Here is a 19007-nt window from a genome sequence, read left to right on the forward strand (position 1 = left end):
CGGCGGGAGCGGAGCAGTCGAATCCGCTGGTGTAGATTCTGGCCCATGGTTGCGCCGGTCGTCCTGATCGCCTTCAACCGACCCGAACAGACGCGTCGCACCCTCGATGCCATCCGGCAGGCAGCCCCTGAGGACCTCTATCTGGTTGTTGACGCACCTCGCGCGCACCGCCCTGACGACGTCGAGCCCTGCGCTGCCGTGCGGGCCGAGCTGGAGAAGATCGACTGGGAGTGCCGCGTGCACCGACGCTATGCCGAGACCAACCTCGGATCGGCCGCCAACATCGAGCTGGGCCTCGACTGGGTCTTCAGCCAGGCGTCCAACGCGATCATCCTCGAGGACGACTGCCTCGCGGACCCGACGTTCTTCCGCTTCTGCACCGAGCTGCTCGAGCGCTACGCCGACGACGACCGCATCTCCTACATCGGCGGTGCAGCGCCCGAGGTCCCCGCCGAGGTGTTCGAGGGTGCAAGCTACGCGTTCACGGCGTTCGCCTCGATCTGGGGCTGGGCCACCTGGCAACGTGCGTGGCAGGCACATCGCGAGGTCTACCCGCGCACGCACGCCGGTGGCGACCACACATCGGTCCGCACCGAGCCGATCGACTGGTCCGACACCTTGCTGCAGTCACCGGCAGGTGTGAGGTTCTTCCGGTCGGCGGGCGAGACGATGGACAAGAAGACGGCAACCTGGGCCATCCACTGGTGCATCTCCGTGATCGCCAATCGGTCGCTGGCCATCACGGCAGCCTCGGTGCTGGTCAAGAACATCGGCTTCGGCGATGCCGGCACCAACACCAAGACGACCCGCGAGATGGCCGAGGCACAGCCCCTGACGTTCCCGCTGGTCCACCCCGAGCAGATCGTGCTCAACGAGCACATCGAGCTGGCGTACGAGAAGGTCGTGACGCAGGAGCTCGGCGTGATCTCGCGCATAGCCCGCAAGGTCCTGCCGGCGGGTCCGCTGCGTGCCCTGGCCCGCAGCCTGCACTACCGCCGCACGGCGCCGAAGTCCTAGGAAGCGACCCAGGAGCGCGGGACCAGCTTGTCGAGCGCTGCGAGTCCTGCCGTGTCGTCCCCATGGGCGACGGCGACGTCCCAGTAGCGGCTGGTGACGTCATTGCCCGGGTTGTCGAGCACGGCGGCCCGCTCGGGGACCTCGTCGATCGACCAGTGCCCCACCGGCTTGCCCCAGTTGTCCCATGCCGCGACGCGGGTGTAGCCGAGCTCGGTCAGCGTCGGCCAGATCGCGTACGGGTCGTTGCCCGCGAGCCGCGAGAGCGTGTGGTCGTACTCGAGGAACAGCACGGGATGCGAGTGCGCCCAGGCCCGGGCGATCACCGGGATGAGCTCGACGTCGTAGCCGTCGGTGTCGGACTTCGCGAGGCGGAGGTCGGCGAACTGCGGGTGGCGCTCCTGCAGCTCGGCGGGGGTGACCGTGGGCGCGGTGAAATCGGAGGTGCCGGGCTCGAAGCGCGTCGTGCCGCCGACACGTACGGGCGCCATCGCCACATAGTCGTTGGCGGCAGACAGCAGCTTGGCCTCGATCGAGACCCGGGCGTCGTCACCGACGTTGCGCTCGAGGTAGCCGACGAAGTATTGGTCGGCCTCGACGCACAGCACCCGCGCGTCGGTGGCCTGCAGGATCTGCATCGTCGAGTCGCCGACGTTGGCACCGACATCGAGCACCGTCAGGGGTGCGTCGTCCTCGGCGATCAGCTCCGCGAGCCGGACGAGGTTCTGGCCGTAGTCAGGTGCGACCTTGGCGTAGTCGGGCAGCCGGTGCGACCACGGGAGGTGCATCGACACGCCCTGGACGTCACGTACGACCTCACGATCGGGCCACCGGTCCCGTACGAACCATCGTGCCCGCTGCCAAACCTTGCGCGCGACATCCGCACCCGATCGATCCATGCTGATCCCCTCGCCGCAAAGAACTGAACGTCTTCACAACGAGGTCGACGGCCTCCGGGTTACGGGCCGCCGGGGATGGCGGGAGTCGCGTCAGGGCGACCTTGATGCCATGTACAACGGCGGCGCGGACGTCTCGACGCCCAGCTCCTCGTCGTCCTTGTCCTCGGCCTCGTCCAACATCCGGGTCGCGAGAATCAGTGCGATGAGGATCCAGACGAAGCGGTCCCACAGGTTGGTCGCCAGGGCACCGAAGCCCATGTAGGAGATCGCGGGGTAGGCGATGAGTCCGTACGGGCGCGAGCCGAAGATCAGCGGGTGCACGGCAGGCCACAGCATGACGAGGAACGCGATGAGGCCGAGCACGCCGACCGCCACGGCGACCGCGAGGTAGATGTTGTGGAACTCGATCACGTCGACGAAGCCGCGCCCGCTGATCGGGTGCTCCTTGAACTGCGACCACCCCAGCCTGAGCTGGTCACGCCGCTGGTTGTCGGAGTTGACCGAGGCGTCGCCGCCGAGCAGCCGTCCCAACGCACTCGCGTCGTCGGCGCCGCGGATACGCGACAGGAACAGCACCAAGATCGTCGCCCCGAAGGCGCCGGCCCAGGCGACTCGGCCCGAACGCTCGAGGATCGGGTAGAGCATGATGATCACCGCGAGCACCAGCAGGGCGGCGCGACTGCCGCTGGACCAGATGCCCCAGAAGCAGGCGATCGCGGCGATGCCCTGGAAGGCCCAGGTCCAGCGCGGCAGCAGCCGGAAGACGAACGGCATCAACGCCATCGACAGCAGCGAGGCGTGGCCGAAGTTGTTGACGTGCGTCGTGAGTCCGTAGGAGCGGAACACCTGCACCGGGTCGACGAACGAGTAGGCGACGCTGACGACGTTGCCGCAGATGTAGGCGGCCGCCATCACCGAGATGAGCTTGAGGTTGGGCCCCCACCACATGAAGACGATCGGCATCACCAGGCCGGCGATGACGATCTTGGAGATGAGCAGCAGGCTCAACAGCGGGGAGGTGCTGGCGACCGACGCGACGATGCCCATCGTGAGCAGTCCGATCGCGCCGGCGGCATACAGCGCTGGCACCTTGAGCCGCCGCGACATCAGCGTCGGTAGCAGCAGGATCGTGGCGCCGACGAACAATCCGTCCGAGGCCGTCACGGAGGCACCACCCGCGACGACGCGGATGATGTTCATCGGCGAGAAGAACAGCGCGAGGATCATGAACAGCGTGCCGGCGCGCTCGAAGCCGAGCGCGAGCACGATCGTCAACGCCGCGGCTGCGCCGATCGCCAGCATCGGGATGCCCGCCGAGGAGATCGCGACGAGCATGAACAGCAGGACGCCACAGCCCAGGTAGAGGGCTGTGGACGTCAGACGGCTGGACGGCCTGCTCGGCGCGTCTAGCCCGCCGAACATCCGCGTGCCTTCGGCTCGACTGGAGTCGTCACGGGTCAGATGTTCGAGTTCTCGCGACGCCGTCCGCGCGCCTTCTTGTCCCGGCCCTTGCCGGCGTTGGCGATGCTCGGCGTCGTCGGCAGCTCGCCGTATCCGTAGCCATAGCCGTAGCCATAGCCGTAGGCGCCGAACCGGCGCTTGGGAACCAGGTTGAGGATGACACCGGCGACGTGTCCGCCGGCGAGCTCGACACGCTCCGAAGCCAGCCGCAGCTGCTCGCGGCGGGTCCGGCCGTGCGCGGCGACCATCACGACGCAGTCGGCCTGGCTCGCCAGGATCGCGGCATCGGCCACCGGCAGCAACGGCGGGGCGTCGATCAGGACGACGTCGTAGGCCTGCGACGCCGACGTCAGCAGGTCACGCATCGCCTGCGTCTGCAGGACCTCGGCCGGGTTGGGGGGTACGCGACCCGTGGCAAGGAACGAGATGCCGCTGGTGTGCGTCTGCACCGCCTCGCTGAGCGTGGCACGGCCGAGGAGGACGGTCGACAGCCCGACGGACTGCTCCAGGCCGAGGAGCGCCGGCATCTGCGGGTTGCGGAAGTCGCAGTCGACCAGGAGAACGGAGACGCCGTTCTGGGCCAGCGACACCGACAGGTTGGCGGCCGTCATCGTCTTGCCCTCGTTGGCGAGCGCACTCGACACGACGATGCAACGCATCTCGGCGTCGACGTTGACGAACTGGAGGTTGGTGCGCAGGACACGGAACGCCTCGGCGATCTCGCGGCTGCCCTGCGGATCGCTGATCAGCGGGTGCTTCTGGAGCGTCGAGTCCTTGGGGACCGTGACGAGGACCGTGGAGCTCGCCGACTCGGCAGCCTCTTCGGCGGAGTTGACCGAGGTGTCGAGCAGCTCACGCGTCACGGCACCCGCGAGGCCGATGAGGAGTCCGAGGATTCCGCCGACGACGACGTTGAGCGGGATGTTGGGGCTGATGGGCGAGGAGCTGAACGACGCCTTGCCGACGACGCGCGCCAGGACGGGCGGCTGGGCGGCCGGATCCTGCGGACGCTCGAGGCGGGCGACGAGGTTGGTCATCTCGTCGGCCACGGTCTCGGCGATGAGGCGTGCCTGGTCAGGAGTGCCGGCCTTGGCGGTGATGCCGATGACGACCGTGCTGGTGTTGACCGTGGCCGAGACGTTCTTGGACAGCTCGTCGGGCGTCTCGGACAGGCCGAGGCGGCTGATGACCTTGGTCAGCACCGAGTCGTCGTTGGCCAGGCCTGCGTAGGACGTCACACGCAGCGCGGAGAACGTACCGGCCTGATAGGCCTCGGCAGAGTTGCTGGCCTGCGTCGAGATGAAGACGCGCGAGCTCGCGGAATAGACCGGGGTCGCGCCGGCGGAAAGCCAGGCGGCCAGGAAGATCCCCACCACGAAGAAGGCGACGACGAACTTCCATCGGCGCGCAATCGTGGTGAAAAATTGGCGAATTTCCACTGGGACGGTCCTCGATCTCGGGTTGCATCACACGTGTCGGCGAACAGACGAAGGCAACCCCCAAAGGCACCCTCGGCCATGTCGATTCTACGCATACCAACGCGAGCGCACTCGATCAGTGACGGTCCGCGAGGATGCAATTCGCCACATGCGCGCAACTGCCCCGATGTTCCGTCGTACGATGACTGCCGTGCCGTTGCCAGCACCTACCAGGAGAATCCATGTCGTCAGAGGTTTCGACCAAGCCCGCTGCCCCTGCTCGCGCCGCTGAATTCAGCGGGATCCGGATCAACCTGGGGTGCGGGATCGTGGCTCTCGAGGGCTGGGAGAACTACGACAAGTCGCCCGTCATGCTGCTCCGCAAGGTGCCGTTCCTGCTGTCGACCCTGGTCAAGCTCAAGATCCTGACGCCGAGCCACGTCCAGACCTGGCCCAAGAACGTCAAGCGCCGTGACCTCACCAAGCCGCTGCCGCAGAAGGACAAGACGGTCGAGGCGATCTATTCGTCCCACATGTTCGAGCACGTCTACCTCACCGAGGCGCAGGCTCTCGCCAAGGAGGCGTTCCGCGTCATGAAGCCGGGCGGCATCCTCCGCCTCGCCCTTCCCGACGGGGAGCTGTGGGCCCGCCAGCTGATCGAGAGCAACGGTGACGCCGAGGCCGGAGCGCACTACAACGAGCGGCTCGGCTCCTACCCCGTCGTACGCCCCAAGGGCCGCCGCCTCTTCACGTTCATGCTGGGCGGCAGCGCTCACAAGTGGCAGCCCACCCGCGGACTGGTGAAGTCGATGCTCGAGGACGCCGGCTTCACCAACTTCCGCGAGCTCGAGTACCAAAAGGGCGACCTTCCTCAGGTCACCGAGGTCGAGGTGCGCCCCGAGAGCATGTTCTTCGAGGCCGTCCGCCCTATCGACTGATCGCCAGGAGCGCGGCTCTGGTCTGCTCGACCGTCCTCGTCCAGGTGAACTCCGCGGCGTGAGCCCGGGCGGCTTCGCGCTGCTCCGGAGTCTGGCGTCCGGCTGCCACGACCGCATCGGCCAGCGACTCCGGCTTCCAGTCGGCCATCACGTACGCGTGGCCGCCGGCGATCTCGTTGGTGGCTCGCTCGGGACCGATGACCACCGGCCGCCCGAGCAGCATCCCCTCGACGACCGGGAGGCCGAAGCCCTCGAAGTCTGACGGGAACACGATCATCCGCGCCGCCACGAGGACACGCTGGAACTCGTCCTCGGGAAGGAACGGTGCAAGACGCACGCTGCCGCCGAGGCCGCGCTGCTCGATCGCGGCGGTGAGCTCCTCGCGGCCGCTGCCCACTCCGAGGACCAGCAGGTCGGGCGCCGAGCCCAGGCGGTCGGCCAGCACCTTCCAGCCGTCGAGCACGAGGTCGGGGTTCTTGTTGGTGTGGTGCGCGAACGTGATCGCCGGCCCGTCACCGTCGGCGGCAGGCCAGTCAGCGACATGGTCGGCGCCGAGGTGCGTCACGGTCGCCGGTACGCCGCGCAGCTGCGGATGCAGCTCGTGGAGGTCGTCGAGGCTGCGCTGGGAGATCGACAGGAACTGGTCGGCGAGGCGGTAGGTGCGCCCGTACGAGATCCGACGGAGGAGCTTGGTCTTGCGGCTGAACTGCTCGGGCCTCAGCTCGTGGCGCAGGTCGAGGATGACGACCGCCATCGGCGCCCCAGGACGCCGCACGGTCGTCGTCGGCGCCGTCGCGATGACCGCGTCGGCACCGACTTCGCCGGCGAGGCGCTTGAGGTGGACCGTCTGGGCGAGGGGGCGCCCGATCATGCGTGGGCGTCGCACGCGCAGCTCGTGGCGTACGTGGCCCACCGTCGGCAGGTCCAGGCCGCGCGGGACGATCACGTGCAGCTCGTCCTCCGGGTGGACGTCGTGCCAGCGGGCCAGGAGGTGCTCGACGTACGTGCGGATGCCGCCGTACTCGGCGCACATCGCATCGACCACGATCTTCACCGGCACCACCTCATGGTCGGACAGAATCGCACAACAGATGCCAATCGAGCGAAACCTCGGGCTTCCGCCCTCGTTAGGTCATCGTGCAGGTAGCGTTGCACGCACACACTCCCCCTCAGCCTGCCCCACTCGGAGGACAACGGAACATGACGGTACTGGTCACCGGAGCCGGAGGATTCATCGGCGGACACCTCGTTGCCGACCTCCTCGCGGCCGGCAAGGACGTACGCGCGGTCGACATCAAGCCGCAGCAGGAGTGGTACCAAGTTCACTCCGGCGCGGAGAACGTCGTCGCCGACTGCGCCGACATGGGCGATGCCCGCAAGATGACGAGCGGCGCGCAGGAGGTCTACAACCTCGCGGCCGACATGGGCGGCATGGGCTTCATCGAGAACAACAAGGCCGAGTGCATGCTCTCGGTCCTCACCAGCACCAACGTGCTGGTCGCAGCCCGCGACGCAGGCACCGAGCGCTACTTCTACAGCAGCTCGGCGTGTGTGTACGCCGGTGACAAGCAGACCGACCCCAACGTGACGGCGCTCAAGGAGTCCGACGCCTACCCGGCCGATCCCGAGGACGGCTACGGCTGGGAGAAGCTCTTCAGCGAGCGCATGGCCCGCCACTTCCGTGAGGACTTCGGCATCCAGACCCGGGTCGCCCGCTACCACAACGTCTACGGTCCCGAGGGCACGTTCGAGGGCGGCCGCGAGAAGGCTCCTGCCGCACTGTCGCGCAAGATCGCCCAGGCCAAGCTCAGCGGCGACCACACGATCGAGGTGTGGGGAGACGGCGAGCAGAGCCGCAGCTTCATGTACATCGACGACTGCGTCCGCGGCACCCAGGAGATCCTCGCCGGTGACAACGTCGAGCCGGTCAACCTCGGCTCGGCCGAGCTGGTCACGATCAACCAGATGATCGGCATCCTCGAGGACATCGCCGGCATCACGGTCACCAAGAACCACGACCTGTCGGCGCCGCAGGGCGTACGCGGCCGCAACTCCGACAACACGATGTTCCACGAGATCTACGGCTGGGAGCCGTCGATCTCGCTGCGGGACGGCCTGGAGAAGACCTACAGCTGGATCTATGACCAGCTGAGCGCGCGCGCCTGAACCATGCGCGTCATCCTGCACGACTTCTCAGGTCACCCCTTCCAGGCGGAGCTGTCCCGCAAGCTGGCCACCTTCGGCAACGAGGTCGAGCACGTGTCGTGCGTCCAGTACGTCAGCGGCAAGGGCCACCTCGAGCGCCAGCTCGACGACCCCGAGACGCTGACGTTCGACGGGATCTCGCTGCCCGTCGAGTTCAAGAAGTACGCGCCGCTCGCCCGGTTGCGCTACGAGCGCCGCTACGCGCGTACGTGGATCAAGCGGCTCAAGGCCGAGCCCGCCGACATCGTGATCGCCTGCAACCTGCCGCTCGTCTCGATGTACCGGTTCGCCCGCCACGCCAGGCGAGCCAGGCTGCCGTACGTCATGTGGCACCAAGACATCTACAGCTCAGGGCTGTCCGACGAGCTGCGCCGCAAGCTGCCCAGGCCGCTGGCCAACCTCGGCGCCAAGGTGTTCGTCCGCATGGAGGCCTACTGCGCCCGCAACGCCAGCCACGTCGTGGCGATCGGCGAGGCGTTCAAGCAGGTCTATCCGGCGTGGAAGGTCGACCCTGCGAAGGTCTCGGTGATCCCCAACTGGGCACCCCTCGACAAGGTGTTCCCCGTCGATCGCGTCAACCGACGGTCGGCGCACCTGTTCGACGAGGAGACCTCGCTCCGGCTCGTCTACGCCGGCACGATCGGCCGCAAGCACAACCCGCACCTGCTGATCGAGCTGCTCCGCGGTGCGCTCGACCAGGGCATCCCGGCGTCTCTCGTGGTGGTGTCGGAGGGTGAGGCGGCGGACGAGCTGGCCGCTGTCGCGGTCGCCGAGCCCGGGCTCCCGCTGCGCGTCCTGCCGTTCCAGCCCGCCGACGTGCTGCCCGACGTCCTTGGCTCCGCGGACGTCCTGGTGGCACTGCTCGAGCCCGAGGCGACGATGTTCTCGATCCCCAGCAAGGTCCTCTCCTACATGGCAGCGGGTCGGCCGATCCTCGGCCTGATGCCGCAGGACAACCCGGCCGCCGCCGACATCCTCGAGACCGGCGGGCACGTGGCCGCACCGGACGGCGACGGCGCCAAGGGGTCAGTGACGTGGCTCGGCGAGCTCCATGCCGATCGCGACCTGGTCACGACGATCGGTCGGCGGTCGCGCGAGATCGCCGAGAAGAAGTTCGACATCAACACGGTCGGCCAGCAGTTCGAGACCATCCTCGAGAGCGCGACATGAGCGCCGGCCGGCGTTGCTACCCTGAGCCTCGCCACGTCCCCGGAAACCTGGTCGAGGACCTCCCATGCTGCTGAAGACGATCATCGCCGACGTGCGCTCCAACGTGGACCACACCCGTCGCTCCGGGCTGGGCTACTGGGCGCGCGTGTTCGGCAAGCTGCTGTTCACGCCGACCGTGCAGGTCGTCGTGATGTTCCGCATCAGCACGGCGCTCTACAAGTTCCCGCCGACGCGGCCGTTCGCCTTCATCCTGCGCAGCATGGCGGTCGTATGGGGTGGCACCGAGCTGCACCCGGCCGCCAAGATCGGGCCAGGACTCTGCCTGATCCACAGCCAGAAGGTGCTGATCGCCGACGGCGTCACGATCGGCAAGGACGCCCGCATCAGCCACGGCGTGAGCATCGGCGGCGACACCGGCCGCGGTGCCGCCGGCATCGTCGGCTTCCCCGTGCTGGGTGACGGCGTCACGATCGCGCTCGACTCGATCGTCCTGGGACCGGTGACGATCGGCGACGGTGCCGTGATCTCGGCGCAGTCGCTCGTCGTACGAGACGTCCCTGCCGGGGCCGTGGTCGCGGGATCCCCCGCACGCGTCGTACGGATGGCCGAGCCCGCCGAGGCGCTCGAGCCCTCGAAGGAGACAGAGTGACGCAAGAGAACTACGACCCCGCCGCGCACTACGACCGGGTCACCGAGGCATGGGGCCTGCTGCTCGGCGAGGAGCTCCATTGGGGTGTCTTCTCCTCACCCGACGAGCCGCTGGCCCAGGCCACCAACGAGCTCACGACCCGGATGATCAGCGCCTCCCGGCTCTCGCCCGGTCTTCGCGTCCTTGACGTCGGCTGCGGCTCGGGCACACCGGCCCGGCGCATCGCCACCGAGCACGGCGTCGAGGTCCTCGGCATCACGACGAGCCAAGTGGGCATCGACGCCGCCACCGCCAAGACCGCGGCCGCAGGCATCTCCGGCGTCACGTTCGAGCAGCGCGACGGCACCGACAACCAGCTTCCCGACGAGAGCTTCGACCGTGCCTGGGTCCTCGAGTCGTCCCACCTGATGCCCGATCGCCAGGCACTCGTGTCCGAGTGCGCCCGTGTGCTCCGGCCCGGCGGCCGCATGGCGCTGTGCGACATCATCCGTCGCCGCGACATCCCGTTCGCCGAGCTCCGCGAGCGCCGCGAGGACTTCGCCGTGCTGCGGGCGGGCTATGGCGCGGCGCGCATGGACACCCTCGAGCAGTACGCCGGCTACGCCGAGAGCGTGGGGCTCGTCGTCGACGAGGTCACCGACCTCACCACCGAGACGCTGCCGACCCTCGACAAGTGGCGCGAGACCTCGGCGCAGCACCGCGACGAGGTGATCAGCCTGATCGGCAAGGAGGGCTACGACACCTTCGTCATCTCGCTCGACATCCTCGAGGGATTCTGGCGGGACGGCACCCTCGGGTACGGCCTCATCTCTGCCGCCAAACCCGCCTGATCGCGGCTTCGACTCCGGTAACCTTCACGTTGCATCGACCCTGACCACACACACAGATCTCGGGAGCTCCCACCGATGGAAAACACCACCAGCAAGGCCGGCGAAGTGCTGGACCGCTTCCTCGCCAGGGCCGACAAGGTCGCGCCGTACGACCGCGACACCTCGCTGTACGCCGAGGGCCTCGGGCTCGACTCGCTCGAGACCGCCGAGCTCTCATCGATGCTCGAGGACGACCTCGGCACCGACCCGTTCAGCGTTGGCATCATGGCCCAGACCGTCGGCGAGCTGCTCGACTTCTACGAGGCGTGACCTCCACGAGCATGACTGATCCTTCAGGACGCGTCGTCGTCGTCACCGGCGGCAGTCGCGGTCTGGGTGCCGGCATCGTCCAGTCCTACCTCGACTCCGGCGACCGGGTTGCGACGTGTGCACGCACGCGTACGGACCAGGTCGACAAGTGGGCCAACGACCCCGCGCTCGAGGGCCGGTTCCTCTTCCGGGAGGTCGACCTCGCCAACCGAGAGCAGTCGACCGACTTCGTCAAGGACGTCATCGGGGCCTGGGACGTCATCGACATCCTGGTCAACAACGCCGGGGTCGCCCGCGACGGCATCCTGAGCCTGGCCAGCGACGACGACATCGACATCGTGATCGACCTCAACCTCAAGGGCACGCTGCACATGTGCCGCGTGGTCGGTCGCCGGATGCTGTCGCGCGGCTCGGGCAGCATCGTCAACATCTCGTCGATCGTCGGCCTGTCGGGCTACCGCGGCCTCGCGGTCTACAGCTCCACCAAGGCGGCGATGGACGGCATGACGCGTGCACTCGCCCGCGAGCTCGGCTCGCGCGGCATCACGGTCAACTCCGTCGCGCCGGGCTACCTCCGCACCGAGATGTCCCACGGCCTCGATGAGGGACAGCTGCAGCAGATCATCCGTCGTACGCCCGCCGGTCGCCTTGGCGAGCCGAGCGACATCGCTCGGATCGTGCAGTTCCTCACCGCGCCCGAGAACGACTACATCACCGGCCAGGTCATCGTCGCTGACGGTGGCCTCACGGCCTGACACCCAGGAGCTCCACGTGTCGTTCTCCCGCCGGACTCGCGACTTCGGCAAGCGCATGCTGTTTCGGCTCTTCCGGGTCGGCCAGCGACTCGGCGTCGACGTGCTGCCCCGGCACTTCTACTCGTCGGTGCCCGACATCCGCGAGCTCACCCGCTCGCAGGAGTGGCGCGCACCGAGCGACATGCCGGGTGTCTCCGGCACGGACGTCGACGCACAGCTCGCCGAGGCGCGTGCGTGGTTCACCGCCGACGTGACCGCCGCCCTCAACGAGACCAACGTCCACGCCGATGCGTGCAAGGAGAACGGCGCCGACGGCTACGGCCCGATGGAGGCGCAGTTCCTCCATGCGTTCATCGCGACGCGTCGCCCGCGTCGCGTCGTCCAGGTCGGCGCGGGGGTCACCACCGCGGTGATCCTCGCCGCCGCCAAGCGCCACGGCGTCGATGTCGCGGTCACAGCCGTCGATCCCTACCCGACGCCGCTGCTCGAGAAGCTTGCCGCCGAAGGCTCGATCACGCTGCTCCGCAGCCCGGCGCAGACCGTGGCGATGGAGACGTTCACCGACCTCGAGGCCGGCGACCTGTTGCTGGTCGACAGCACCCACACGGTCAAGGTCGGCAGCGAGGTCAACCGGATGATCCTCGACGTGTTCCCGCGCCTCCAGCCCGGCGTCGTGGTGCACGTGCACGACATCATGTTCCCGTACGACTATCAGCCCGACACCCTTGACGGACGGCTGTTCTTCTGGGACGAGAGCACACTGCTGCACGCGTTCCTGATCGGCAACGCGCACGCCGGCATCCTGCTGTCGCAGTCGATGCTGGTGCACGCCAAGCAGGCCGAGCTCGAGGAGCTGCTGGTCGGCTACCGTCCCGCCACGATGCGCGACGGCCTGTTCGACGGCGATCGTGGCGGCGCCGACTTCCCGTCGGCGACCTACCTGCTCACGAGCTGAGCGGCGACGCCTCCGCGGCACGGCTGAACGCCATCGACGCATACATCAGCCACTGGTGCACGCCGGTCGGCTTCTTGCTGGCGTACGCCGCGAGTGCCGACCGGTAGCCATCGGGCACGGCGGCATGCCCGAGCTCCGGCACCGTGACGGAGGCCGGGTCGACGCCCTTGGCCACCATGACGAGCCGCTCGGCGGCACGGCCCACCACGCCGTTGTGGGTGCCGAATGCTCCGGCGGCGATGATCTCGGCGTGCACGAGGGCGGCCACGACGAGGCCCGGGGCCTCGGTCGGCTGCCCGATCATCCAGGCGAGCTCGGTGAGCCGGGAGACGCCGTCGGGGTTGACCGGTCGCCCCAGGTCGGCGTCGTCGACGGATCCGCCGGCGGCAAGGGCGTGCATGCGGGCCATGGCCTGCACGGGTGAACGCTTCCAGACCGGGAGCAGCCCCAGCAGCTCGGTCGAGAGGCGTACGGCGCCACGTGCGGTCGCGTCACCACCACCGGCGGCCAGCACCTCGGGCTCGTACGCGCTGCCCTCGAGCGATGCCGTCGCCGCTGCGCCCAGCAGGAGCGACTGCGCGGTGTGGTCGGGGGTGCTGCGCCGCAGACCACGGTCACGCAGCAGCGAGTCGATGCCGTCGCGGGCGGCCGCGTACGCGGAGGGGACGCCCTCGAGCTGGGCGGCCGTGATGAACGGGTCGGACACGCCCCGAAGCGTACCGGCCGCTCGCGTGCCCGCCCGGTAGCCTCATAAGGTGACCGACTCCCCGCAAGATCGCACCGCCAAGTGGCTGGTCGGGGATCGTCTTGCCTGCGTCCTCCACCTCGGTGACGGATCGCTCGCCTACGAGCTGGCCGAGCAGGGACACGAGGTCGTGGTCGCCGGCGACGACGTCCAGGCCAGCCGGCACGACGACATCATGTATATCCGCAGCCGCGGCGAGCGCCTGCCGTTCCTGTCCAACGCGTTCGATGTCGTCATCACCCCCGAGCTGCGCGAGGCACCGACGGCGCTGTCGGAGTACGCCCGCGTGCTGCGACCTGACGGACTCCTCTCAGCCGTGTCACAGACCTTCGACGACTCGATCCCGTGGATGCGCAAGCTCCGCGAGATCACCGGCGACCGCGATGTCGCGCGCACACCGGTCGACACGTTCACCGCCTCGGGGCTGTTCCACGAGCCCGAGACACACGAGCTCGGCACCTGGGAGAAGCTCGACCTGCCGGGCCTCATGCGGTTCGCCGAGAGCACCAAGCATCCCTCGGTCGGCGAGGCAGAGCTGTCCCGCGTGCGCGACCTGTTCATGGAGTACGGCCAGCAGACCGGGTTCCTCCGGCTGCGTCACACGACGTTGTGCGTTCGTGCTCGCGTCGACAAGTCGAGCCTGGTCGACGAGGTCGAGCCACCCGACACCCTGCTGCTCGAGCTCCGCTAATAATCTGTGACCCAGCACGTCGTCTCACTCCCCCACGCTTGGAGCCGATGAACATGGACCGCACCTCGTGATCGAGCTGCTGCGCCTCGCAGCCCAACAACGTCCCACGCAGGATGCCGTCGTCACGACAGCGCGAACCACGACGTTCCCCGAGCTGCTCGAGCAGGCTGAGTCCGTCGCGGCCAACCTCGTCGCCCGTGGCATCACCCGGCTGGCGATCCTCGACGAGGACCCGATCAACGTCTTCGTGCTGCTCGCGGGAGGTTCGCTCGCCGGCACCGAGACGTGTGTCTATCCGCTCGCCGCCACGGATGAGGCGATCGCGGAGTATCGCGAGCGCTTCGACCACGAGCACCTCGCCACCTCACGTACCAGCCTGCTCGACGCCGGCGCCCTCAGCTCGGTCGAGCTCATCGAGTCGACCGGCGCGCCCGTGCCCGAGTCGGCACCCGAGGATGCCGGGCTGATGGTCATGACGACCGGCACCAGCGGCAAGCCCAAGGCGGCGAGGCACCTGTGGAGCCGGGTCCTTCGTACGACGGCCCGCATCAAGCCGTCGCACGACCAGACGTGGCTGTTGGCCTACGCGCTCAACCAGTTCGGTGGACTCCAGATCCTCATCCACGTGTGCGCCGCGCAGACCACGCTGGTCGCGGCCGACTCGTTCCAGCCCAAGGAAGGTCTCGAGGCGATGCGTCGCTGGGGTGTCACGCACGCCAGCGGCACGCCGACGTTCTGGCGGTTCGTGCTCGTGGAGCTGGAGGGCGACGGTGGCGAGCTGCCGCCGCTGCAGCAGATCACGATGGGCGGCGAGGCCGTACCGTCCGCACTCCTCGAGCGCATCACCGCGACGTTCCCCGACGCCAACATCTCGCAGATCTACGGCGCCACCGAGTTCGGCCAGAACGTCACGGTCCGCGACGGCTTGGCGGGGCTGCCGATCAGCATGCTGTCGAGTGACGGAGACGTGCAGTTCAAGGTCGAGGACGGCGAGCTGTACGTACGATCCAAGGCCTCGATGCTCGGCTACTACGGGCAGGAGCCGATCGAGGCCGAGAACTGGCGTGCGACCGGCGACCTGGTCGAGATCGTCGGCGACCGCATCGAGTTCCGCGGTCGCAAGTCCGAGGTCATCAACGTCGGCGGTGTCAAGATCCACCCGCTGCCGATCGAGGACCGCATCGGCAAGGTCCCGGGAGTCGACCTCGTACGCGTCTTCGGCCGTGCCAACGCGATGGTTGGCTCCATTGTCGCCGTCGAGGTCGTCGCTGCTGCCGGCCATGACACCGAGGAGATCGACCGGGCGATCCGGACCGCGACCGCCGACCTCCCGCCGGCTGCGCGTCCGCGCAGCATCCGCTTCGTCGAGTCGATGGGTACGACCGGCAACAAGCTGACCCGTACGGCTCCCACGGCCTAGGACCTAAACTCGTTGGGTGAAGTTCCTCAATGATCAGCAGCCCTCGTACGACCTGACATACAACGACGTCTTCATGGTGCCGGCGCGATCCGACGTCACCAGCCGCTTCGACGTCGACCTCACGACGGCCGACGGCACGGGTACGACGCTGCCGCTCGTCGTCTCCAACATGACGGCAGTCTCCGGGCGCCGCATGGCCGAGACGATCGCCCGCCGCGGCGGCATCGCGATCATCCCCCAGGACATTCCGCTCAACGTCGTCGCGTGGACCGTCAACCGGGTCAAGGACGCGCACGTCGTCTACGACACGCCTGTGACGGTCTCGCCCAGCACGACGGTCGGCGAGGCGATGAGCCTGTTGCCCAAGCGCGCCCACGGCGCCGCAGTCGTCGTCGAGGACGGCAAGGTCGTCGGCATCGTCACCGAGAGCGACGGCGCAGACATCGACCGCTTCGCGCAGGTCAGCGAGGTCATGACGGGTGACGTGCTCACCTTCGACGCCGGCACCGATCCGCGTACGTGCTTCAACGAGATGTCGGCGCGCCACATGGCTGTGGCTCCCGTGCTCGATGGTGGCGAGCTCGTCGGCGTGCTCACCCGCAAGGGCGCGCTGCGCTCGACGATCTACGAACCCGCCGTCGACGCATCCGGCCGGCTCGTCATCGGCGCCGCCGTCGGCATCAACGGCGACGTCGCCGCCAAGGCTGCCTCCTTGCTCGAGCTCGGCATCGACGTGCTCGTCGTCGACACGGCGCACGGTCACCAGGCCAAGATGCTCGAGGCGCTGCCCGTCGTGGTCGCCGCCCGCGACGCGTACGAGAAGTCGTCGGGCCACCGCGTACCGCTCGCCGCCGGCAACGTCGTCTCGGCTGACGGCGTACGCGATCTCGTCGCCGCTGGCGCTGACATCGTCAAGGTCGGGGTGGGTCCCGGCGCGATGTGCACGACCCGCATGATGACCGGCGTCGGCCGTCCGCAGTTCTCCGCTGTTCTCGAGTGCGCTGCGGCGGCTCAGGAGGTCGGTGCGCACGTGTGGGCCGATGGCGGAGTCCGCTATCCCCGCGACGTTGCGCTCGCCCTGGCTGCCGGCGCAGCGAGCGTCATGATCGGCTCGTGGTTCGCCGGCACGCTCGAGAGCCCCGGCGACCTCAAGGTCGGCCTCGACGGTCGCCCCTACAAGGAGTCGTTCGGCATGGCCTCGGCCCGCGCGGTGTCCAACCGTACGCGTGACGCCGCCGGCTTCGAGCGCGCCCGCATGGCGCTGTTCGAGGAGGGCATCTCGTCCTCACGGATGTTCCTGCAGCCCGATCGTCCCGGTGTTGAGGACCTCGTCGACGAGATCGTCGCCGGCGTCCGTTCGTCCGCCACCTATGCCGGTGCTCGCTCGATCCCCGAGTTCCACGAGCGCGCTGTCGTCGGCATCCAGAGTGCAGCCGGCTACGACGAAGGCCAGCCCCTCCACGTCAGCTGGTAGACGCCGGGCGCGGCGAGCGGTGAGTTCTCAACCGTATGACGGCTCATTCGGTTGCACGGCCACCGATCGGACCCGCTGATCGTGCGTGCCCTATTCCAGATAGGCGGGGTCCTCTTCCACGCCTGACTTCAGGCGCTTCTGGTCGATGGCGACCATCTCTCGTACGAGGTCCTCGAACGTCGACGTCGGCGACCAGTCGAGCTCGCTGCGGGCCTTGCTCGCATCACCGCTGAGGCCCGGCGCATCGGCCTTGCGGAGCAACGCCGGATCCTGCTGGACGTGCGGCCACGGATCATCGATGCCGACGGCGGCGAATGCGACCTCGAGCAGCTGACCGAGCGTGTGGAGCTTGCCCGTCGCGATGATGTAGTCCGATGGCACGGGCTGCTGCAGGGCAGCGTGCATCGCGACGACGTAGTCATGTGCCGCACCCCAGTCGCGCGAGACCTCGAGGTTTCCGAGCGTGACCGTGTCGCTGATGCCAGCGGCGATCTCCGCAGCCGCCCGAGTGATCTTGCGGGTCACGAACTGCGGCGGTCGCAGTGCACTCTCGTGGTTGTAGAGCACGCCGACCGCGGCGAACAGTCCCTCGTCACGGGCGCGTACGACAGCCTGCTGCGCGCGGCTCTTGGACTCGGCGTACGGGTTCTGCGGGTCGTGCGGCGTCTGTTCGTCCTGCAGGTTCACCGCGTCCGGCCCGAACACCTCAGAGCTCGACGCCTGAAAGAACTTGATGCCACCACGCTTGAGCAACGTCTCGAGCATGCTCTCGACGGCGACGGCGTTGACGTCCATCACGAGCTCACGGTTGTCCCAGCTCGCGCCGACGGACGTGAACCCGGCGAGGTTGTAGACCTCGGTCGGCTCGTACATCCCCAGCAGCCGTACGAACCCGTCGGGGTCACGCAGGTCGTGCTCCTCGAGCTCGACACCGTCGAGGTAGGGGCGCAGCGTCGTGGGCACACCCGGCTGTGTCGTACCGACCACCCGGTAGCCCGTCGCCATCAGGTGCCGGGCGAGCAGCACACCGTCCTGACCCGCAACGCCCGTGATCAGGGCAGTCTGAGTCACTTCCGCGACGACTCGTACAGCTCGATGTCGGAGTCGACCATCAGCTTGGCCAGCTGCTCGGTGCCGGTCTCGGCCTTCCAGCCGAGCAGGTCGTTGGCCTTCGACGGGTCGCCCAGCAGCGCGTCGACCTCGGTGGGCCGCTCGTAGCGCTCGTCGTGCTTGACGTAGTCCTGCCAGTCGAGTCCGACGTGCGAGAACGCCATCTCGCAGAACTCGCGCACCGTGGTGCCGGTGCCGGTCGCCAGGACGAAGTCGGTCGGCTCGTCGTGCTGCAGCATCCGCCACATGCCCTCGACGTACTCCTTGGCGTAGCCCCAGTCGCGGATCGAGTCGATGTTGCCCAGCACCAGGTCGTCCTGCGTGCCGGCCTTGATGCGGGCGACGGCGCGGGTGATCTTGCGGGTCACGAACGTCTCGCCGCGGCGGGGCGACTCGTGGTTGAACAGGATGCCCGAGACCGCGAACATGTCGTAGGCCTCGCGGTAGTTGACCGTCACCCAGTGCGCGTAGAGCTTGGCGGCACCGTACGGCGAGCGGGGGTAGAACATCGTCGACTCGTTCTGCGGCGGCGGGGTCGCGCCGAACATCTCCGACGTCGACGCCTGGTAGAACCGGGTCTCGAGCTTGGCGGCCTTGATCGCCTCGAGCAGGCGGATCGTGCCGATGCCGTCGGCGGAGGCGGTGTATTCCGGCATCTCGAACGACACTTTCACATGGCTCTGCGCCGCGAGGTTGTAGACCTCGTCGGGGCGGATCTCACGGATCAGGTTGACCAGGCTGACGCCGTCGGTCATGTCGCCGTAGTGCAGGTGGAGGCGCTTGGCGCCCTCGGGATCGTTGTCGTGGATCGGGTCGATACGGCCCCGGTTGAACGACGACGACCGGCGTACGAGTCCGTGGACCTCATAACCCTTCGACAGCAACAGCTCCGCAAGATAGGAGCCGTCTTGACCGGTGATACCCGTGATGAACGCGCGCTTCATGCCCTGCCTCTGTCTGGGGA

At 68.1% G+C, this 19007-nt stretch carries 19 protein-coding genes; 12 read left to right on the top strand and 7 right to left on the bottom strand.

Annotated features, from left to right (window positions below; translation table 11 throughout):
* Positions 1-45: 45 nt before the first annotated feature.
* The gene (locus ABD683_RS06535; RefSeq protein WP_344768374.1) at positions 46-1017 is read left to right on the top strand and encodes a glycosyltransferase family protein; all 972 of its coding nucleotides are present in this window, start codon (positions 46-48) and stop codon (positions 1015-1017) included.
* Here ABD683_RS06535 and ABD683_RS06540 read toward each other — a convergent pair.
* The 3 genes from ABD683_RS06540 to ABD683_RS06550 form a co-directional block, all read right to left on the bottom strand.
* Positions 1014-1913 carry an FkbM family methyltransferase gene (locus ABD683_RS06540; protein WP_344768377.1) on the bottom strand — a complete coding sequence of 300 codons (900 nt, stop codon included), beginning with the start codon at positions 1911-1913 and terminating at the stop codon, positions 1014-1016. The two genes, ABD683_RS06535 and ABD683_RS06540, sit on opposite strands and share 4 nt — an antisense overlap.
* Before the next feature lie 90 nt (positions 1914-2003).
* Positions 2004-3335: an O-antigen ligase family protein gene (locus ABD683_RS06545; protein ID WP_344768379.1), complete on the bottom strand. Its 1332-nt coding sequence runs from the start codon at positions 3333-3335 to the stop codon at positions 2004-2006.
* A gap of 35 nt (positions 3336-3370) precedes the next feature.
* Entirely contained in the window at positions 3371-4813 is a 1443-nt protein-coding gene (locus ABD683_RS06550) for a tyrosine-protein kinase domain-containing protein (RefSeq protein ID WP_344768380.1), read from the bottom strand.
* A 221-nt stretch (positions 4814-5034) separates the two neighbouring features.
* On the opposite strand from ABD683_RS06550, the gene ABD683_RS06555 reads away from it, so the two are divergent.
* Positions 5035-5730, top strand: coding sequence for a class I SAM-dependent methyltransferase (locus ABD683_RS06555; protein ID WP_344768382.1), 696 nt, complete (start codon positions 5035-5037; stop codon positions 5728-5730).
* Here ABD683_RS06555 and ABD683_RS06560 read toward each other — a convergent pair.
* Positions 5720-6784, bottom strand: coding sequence for a glycosyltransferase (locus ABD683_RS06560; RefSeq protein ID WP_344768384.1), 1065 nt, complete (start codon positions 6782-6784; stop codon positions 5720-5722). The two genes, ABD683_RS06555 and ABD683_RS06560, sit on opposite strands and share 11 nt — an antisense overlap.
* Positions 6785-6930: 146 nt before the next feature.
* Here ABD683_RS06560 and ABD683_RS06565 point away from each other — a divergent pair, with 146 nt between their 5' ends.
* The 7 genes from ABD683_RS06565 (at position 6931) to ABD683_RS06595 (ending at position 12603) form a co-directional block, all read left to right on the top strand.
* A complete protein-coding gene (locus tag ABD683_RS06565) occupies positions 6931-7896 on the top strand; it encodes an NAD-dependent epimerase/dehydratase family protein (protein ID WP_344768385.1) in 966 nt (321 codons plus the stop codon).
* 3 nt (positions 7897-7899) lie between these two features.
* Positions 7900-9105 carry a glycosyltransferase family 4 protein gene (locus ABD683_RS06570; protein ID WP_344768387.1) on the top strand — a complete coding sequence of 402 codons (1206 nt, stop codon included), beginning with the start codon at positions 7900-7902 and terminating at the stop codon, positions 9103-9105.
* Between the two features lie 64 nt (positions 9106-9169).
* A complete protein-coding gene (locus ABD683_RS06575) occupies positions 9170-9754 on the top strand; it encodes a serine O-acetyltransferase (RefSeq protein ID WP_344768389.1) in 585 nt (194 codons plus the stop codon).
* Positions 9751-10584, top strand: coding sequence for an SAM-dependent methyltransferase (locus ABD683_RS06580; protein ID WP_344768390.1), 834 nt, complete (start codon positions 9751-9753; stop codon positions 10582-10584). The genes ABD683_RS06575 and ABD683_RS06580 overlap by 4 nt, the downstream gene beginning before the upstream one ends.
* A 75-nt stretch (positions 10585-10659) precedes the next feature.
* The gene (locus ABD683_RS06585; protein ID WP_344768392.1) at positions 10660-10893 is read left to right on the top strand and encodes a phosphopantetheine-binding protein; all 234 of its coding nucleotides are present in this window, start codon (positions 10660-10662) and stop codon (positions 10891-10893) included.
* A gap of 11 nt (positions 10894-10904) precedes the next feature.
* Positions 10905-11648: an SDR family NAD(P)-dependent oxidoreductase gene (locus tag ABD683_RS06590; protein ID WP_344768393.1), complete on the top strand. Its 744-nt coding sequence runs from the start codon at positions 10905-10907 to the stop codon at positions 11646-11648.
* 16 nt (positions 11649-11664) lie between these two features.
* A complete protein-coding gene (locus ABD683_RS06595) occupies positions 11665-12603 on the top strand; it encodes a class I SAM-dependent methyltransferase (RefSeq protein WP_344768395.1) in 939 nt (312 codons plus the stop codon).
* On the opposite strand, the gene ABD683_RS06600 is transcribed toward ABD683_RS06595, so the two are convergent.
* Positions 12593-13309, bottom strand: a complete 717-nt coding sequence (locus ABD683_RS06600) for a Fic family protein (RefSeq protein ID WP_344768396.1) — start codon at positions 13307-13309, stop codon at positions 12593-12595. The two genes, ABD683_RS06595 and ABD683_RS06600, sit on opposite strands and share 11 nt — an antisense overlap.
* Positions 13310-13358: 49 nt before the next feature.
* On the opposite strand from ABD683_RS06600, the gene ABD683_RS06605 reads away from it, so the two are divergent.
* The 3 genes from ABD683_RS06605 to ABD683_RS06615 all read left to right on the top strand — a co-directional run bounded on the left by ABD683_RS06605 (position 13359) and on the right by ABD683_RS06615 (position 16933).
* The gene (locus ABD683_RS06605) at positions 13359-14039 is read left to right on the top strand and encodes a class I SAM-dependent methyltransferase (RefSeq protein WP_344768398.1); all 681 of its coding nucleotides are present in this window, start codon (positions 13359-13361) and stop codon (positions 14037-14039) included.
* A 67-nt stretch (positions 14040-14106) separates the two neighbouring features.
* Positions 14107-15459 carry a class I adenylate-forming enzyme family protein gene (locus tag ABD683_RS06610; RefSeq protein WP_344768400.1) on the top strand — a complete coding sequence of 451 codons (1353 nt, stop codon included), beginning with the start codon at positions 14107-14109 and terminating at the stop codon, positions 15457-15459.
* Between the two features lie 16 nt (positions 15460-15475).
* Positions 15476-16933, top strand: coding sequence for a GuaB1 family IMP dehydrogenase-related protein (locus tag ABD683_RS06615; RefSeq protein WP_344768402.1), 1458 nt, complete (start codon positions 15476-15478; stop codon positions 16931-16933).
* 90 nt (positions 16934-17023) lie between these two features.
* Here the strand turns inward: ABD683_RS06615 and ABD683_RS06620 are convergent, their stop codons facing one another.
* The gene (locus ABD683_RS06620) at positions 17024-18004 is read right to left on the bottom strand and encodes a GDP-mannose 4,6-dehydratase (RefSeq protein WP_344768404.1); all 981 of its coding nucleotides are present in this window, start codon (positions 18002-18004) and stop codon (positions 17024-17026) included.
* Complete coding sequence (gene gmd, locus ABD683_RS06625) at positions 18001-18987, bottom strand: GDP-mannose 4,6-dehydratase (RefSeq protein ID WP_344768406.1); 987 nt, start codon at positions 18985-18987, stop codon at positions 18001-18003. The genes ABD683_RS06620 and gmd overlap by 4 nt, the downstream gene beginning before the upstream one ends.
* Between the last annotated feature and the right edge of the window lie 20 nt (positions 18988-19007).

The organism is Aeromicrobium panaciterrae, assembly GCF_039537165.1.
Lineage (GTDB): Bacteria > Actinomycetota > Actinomycetes > Propionibacteriales > Nocardioidaceae > Aeromicrobium > Aeromicrobium panaciterrae.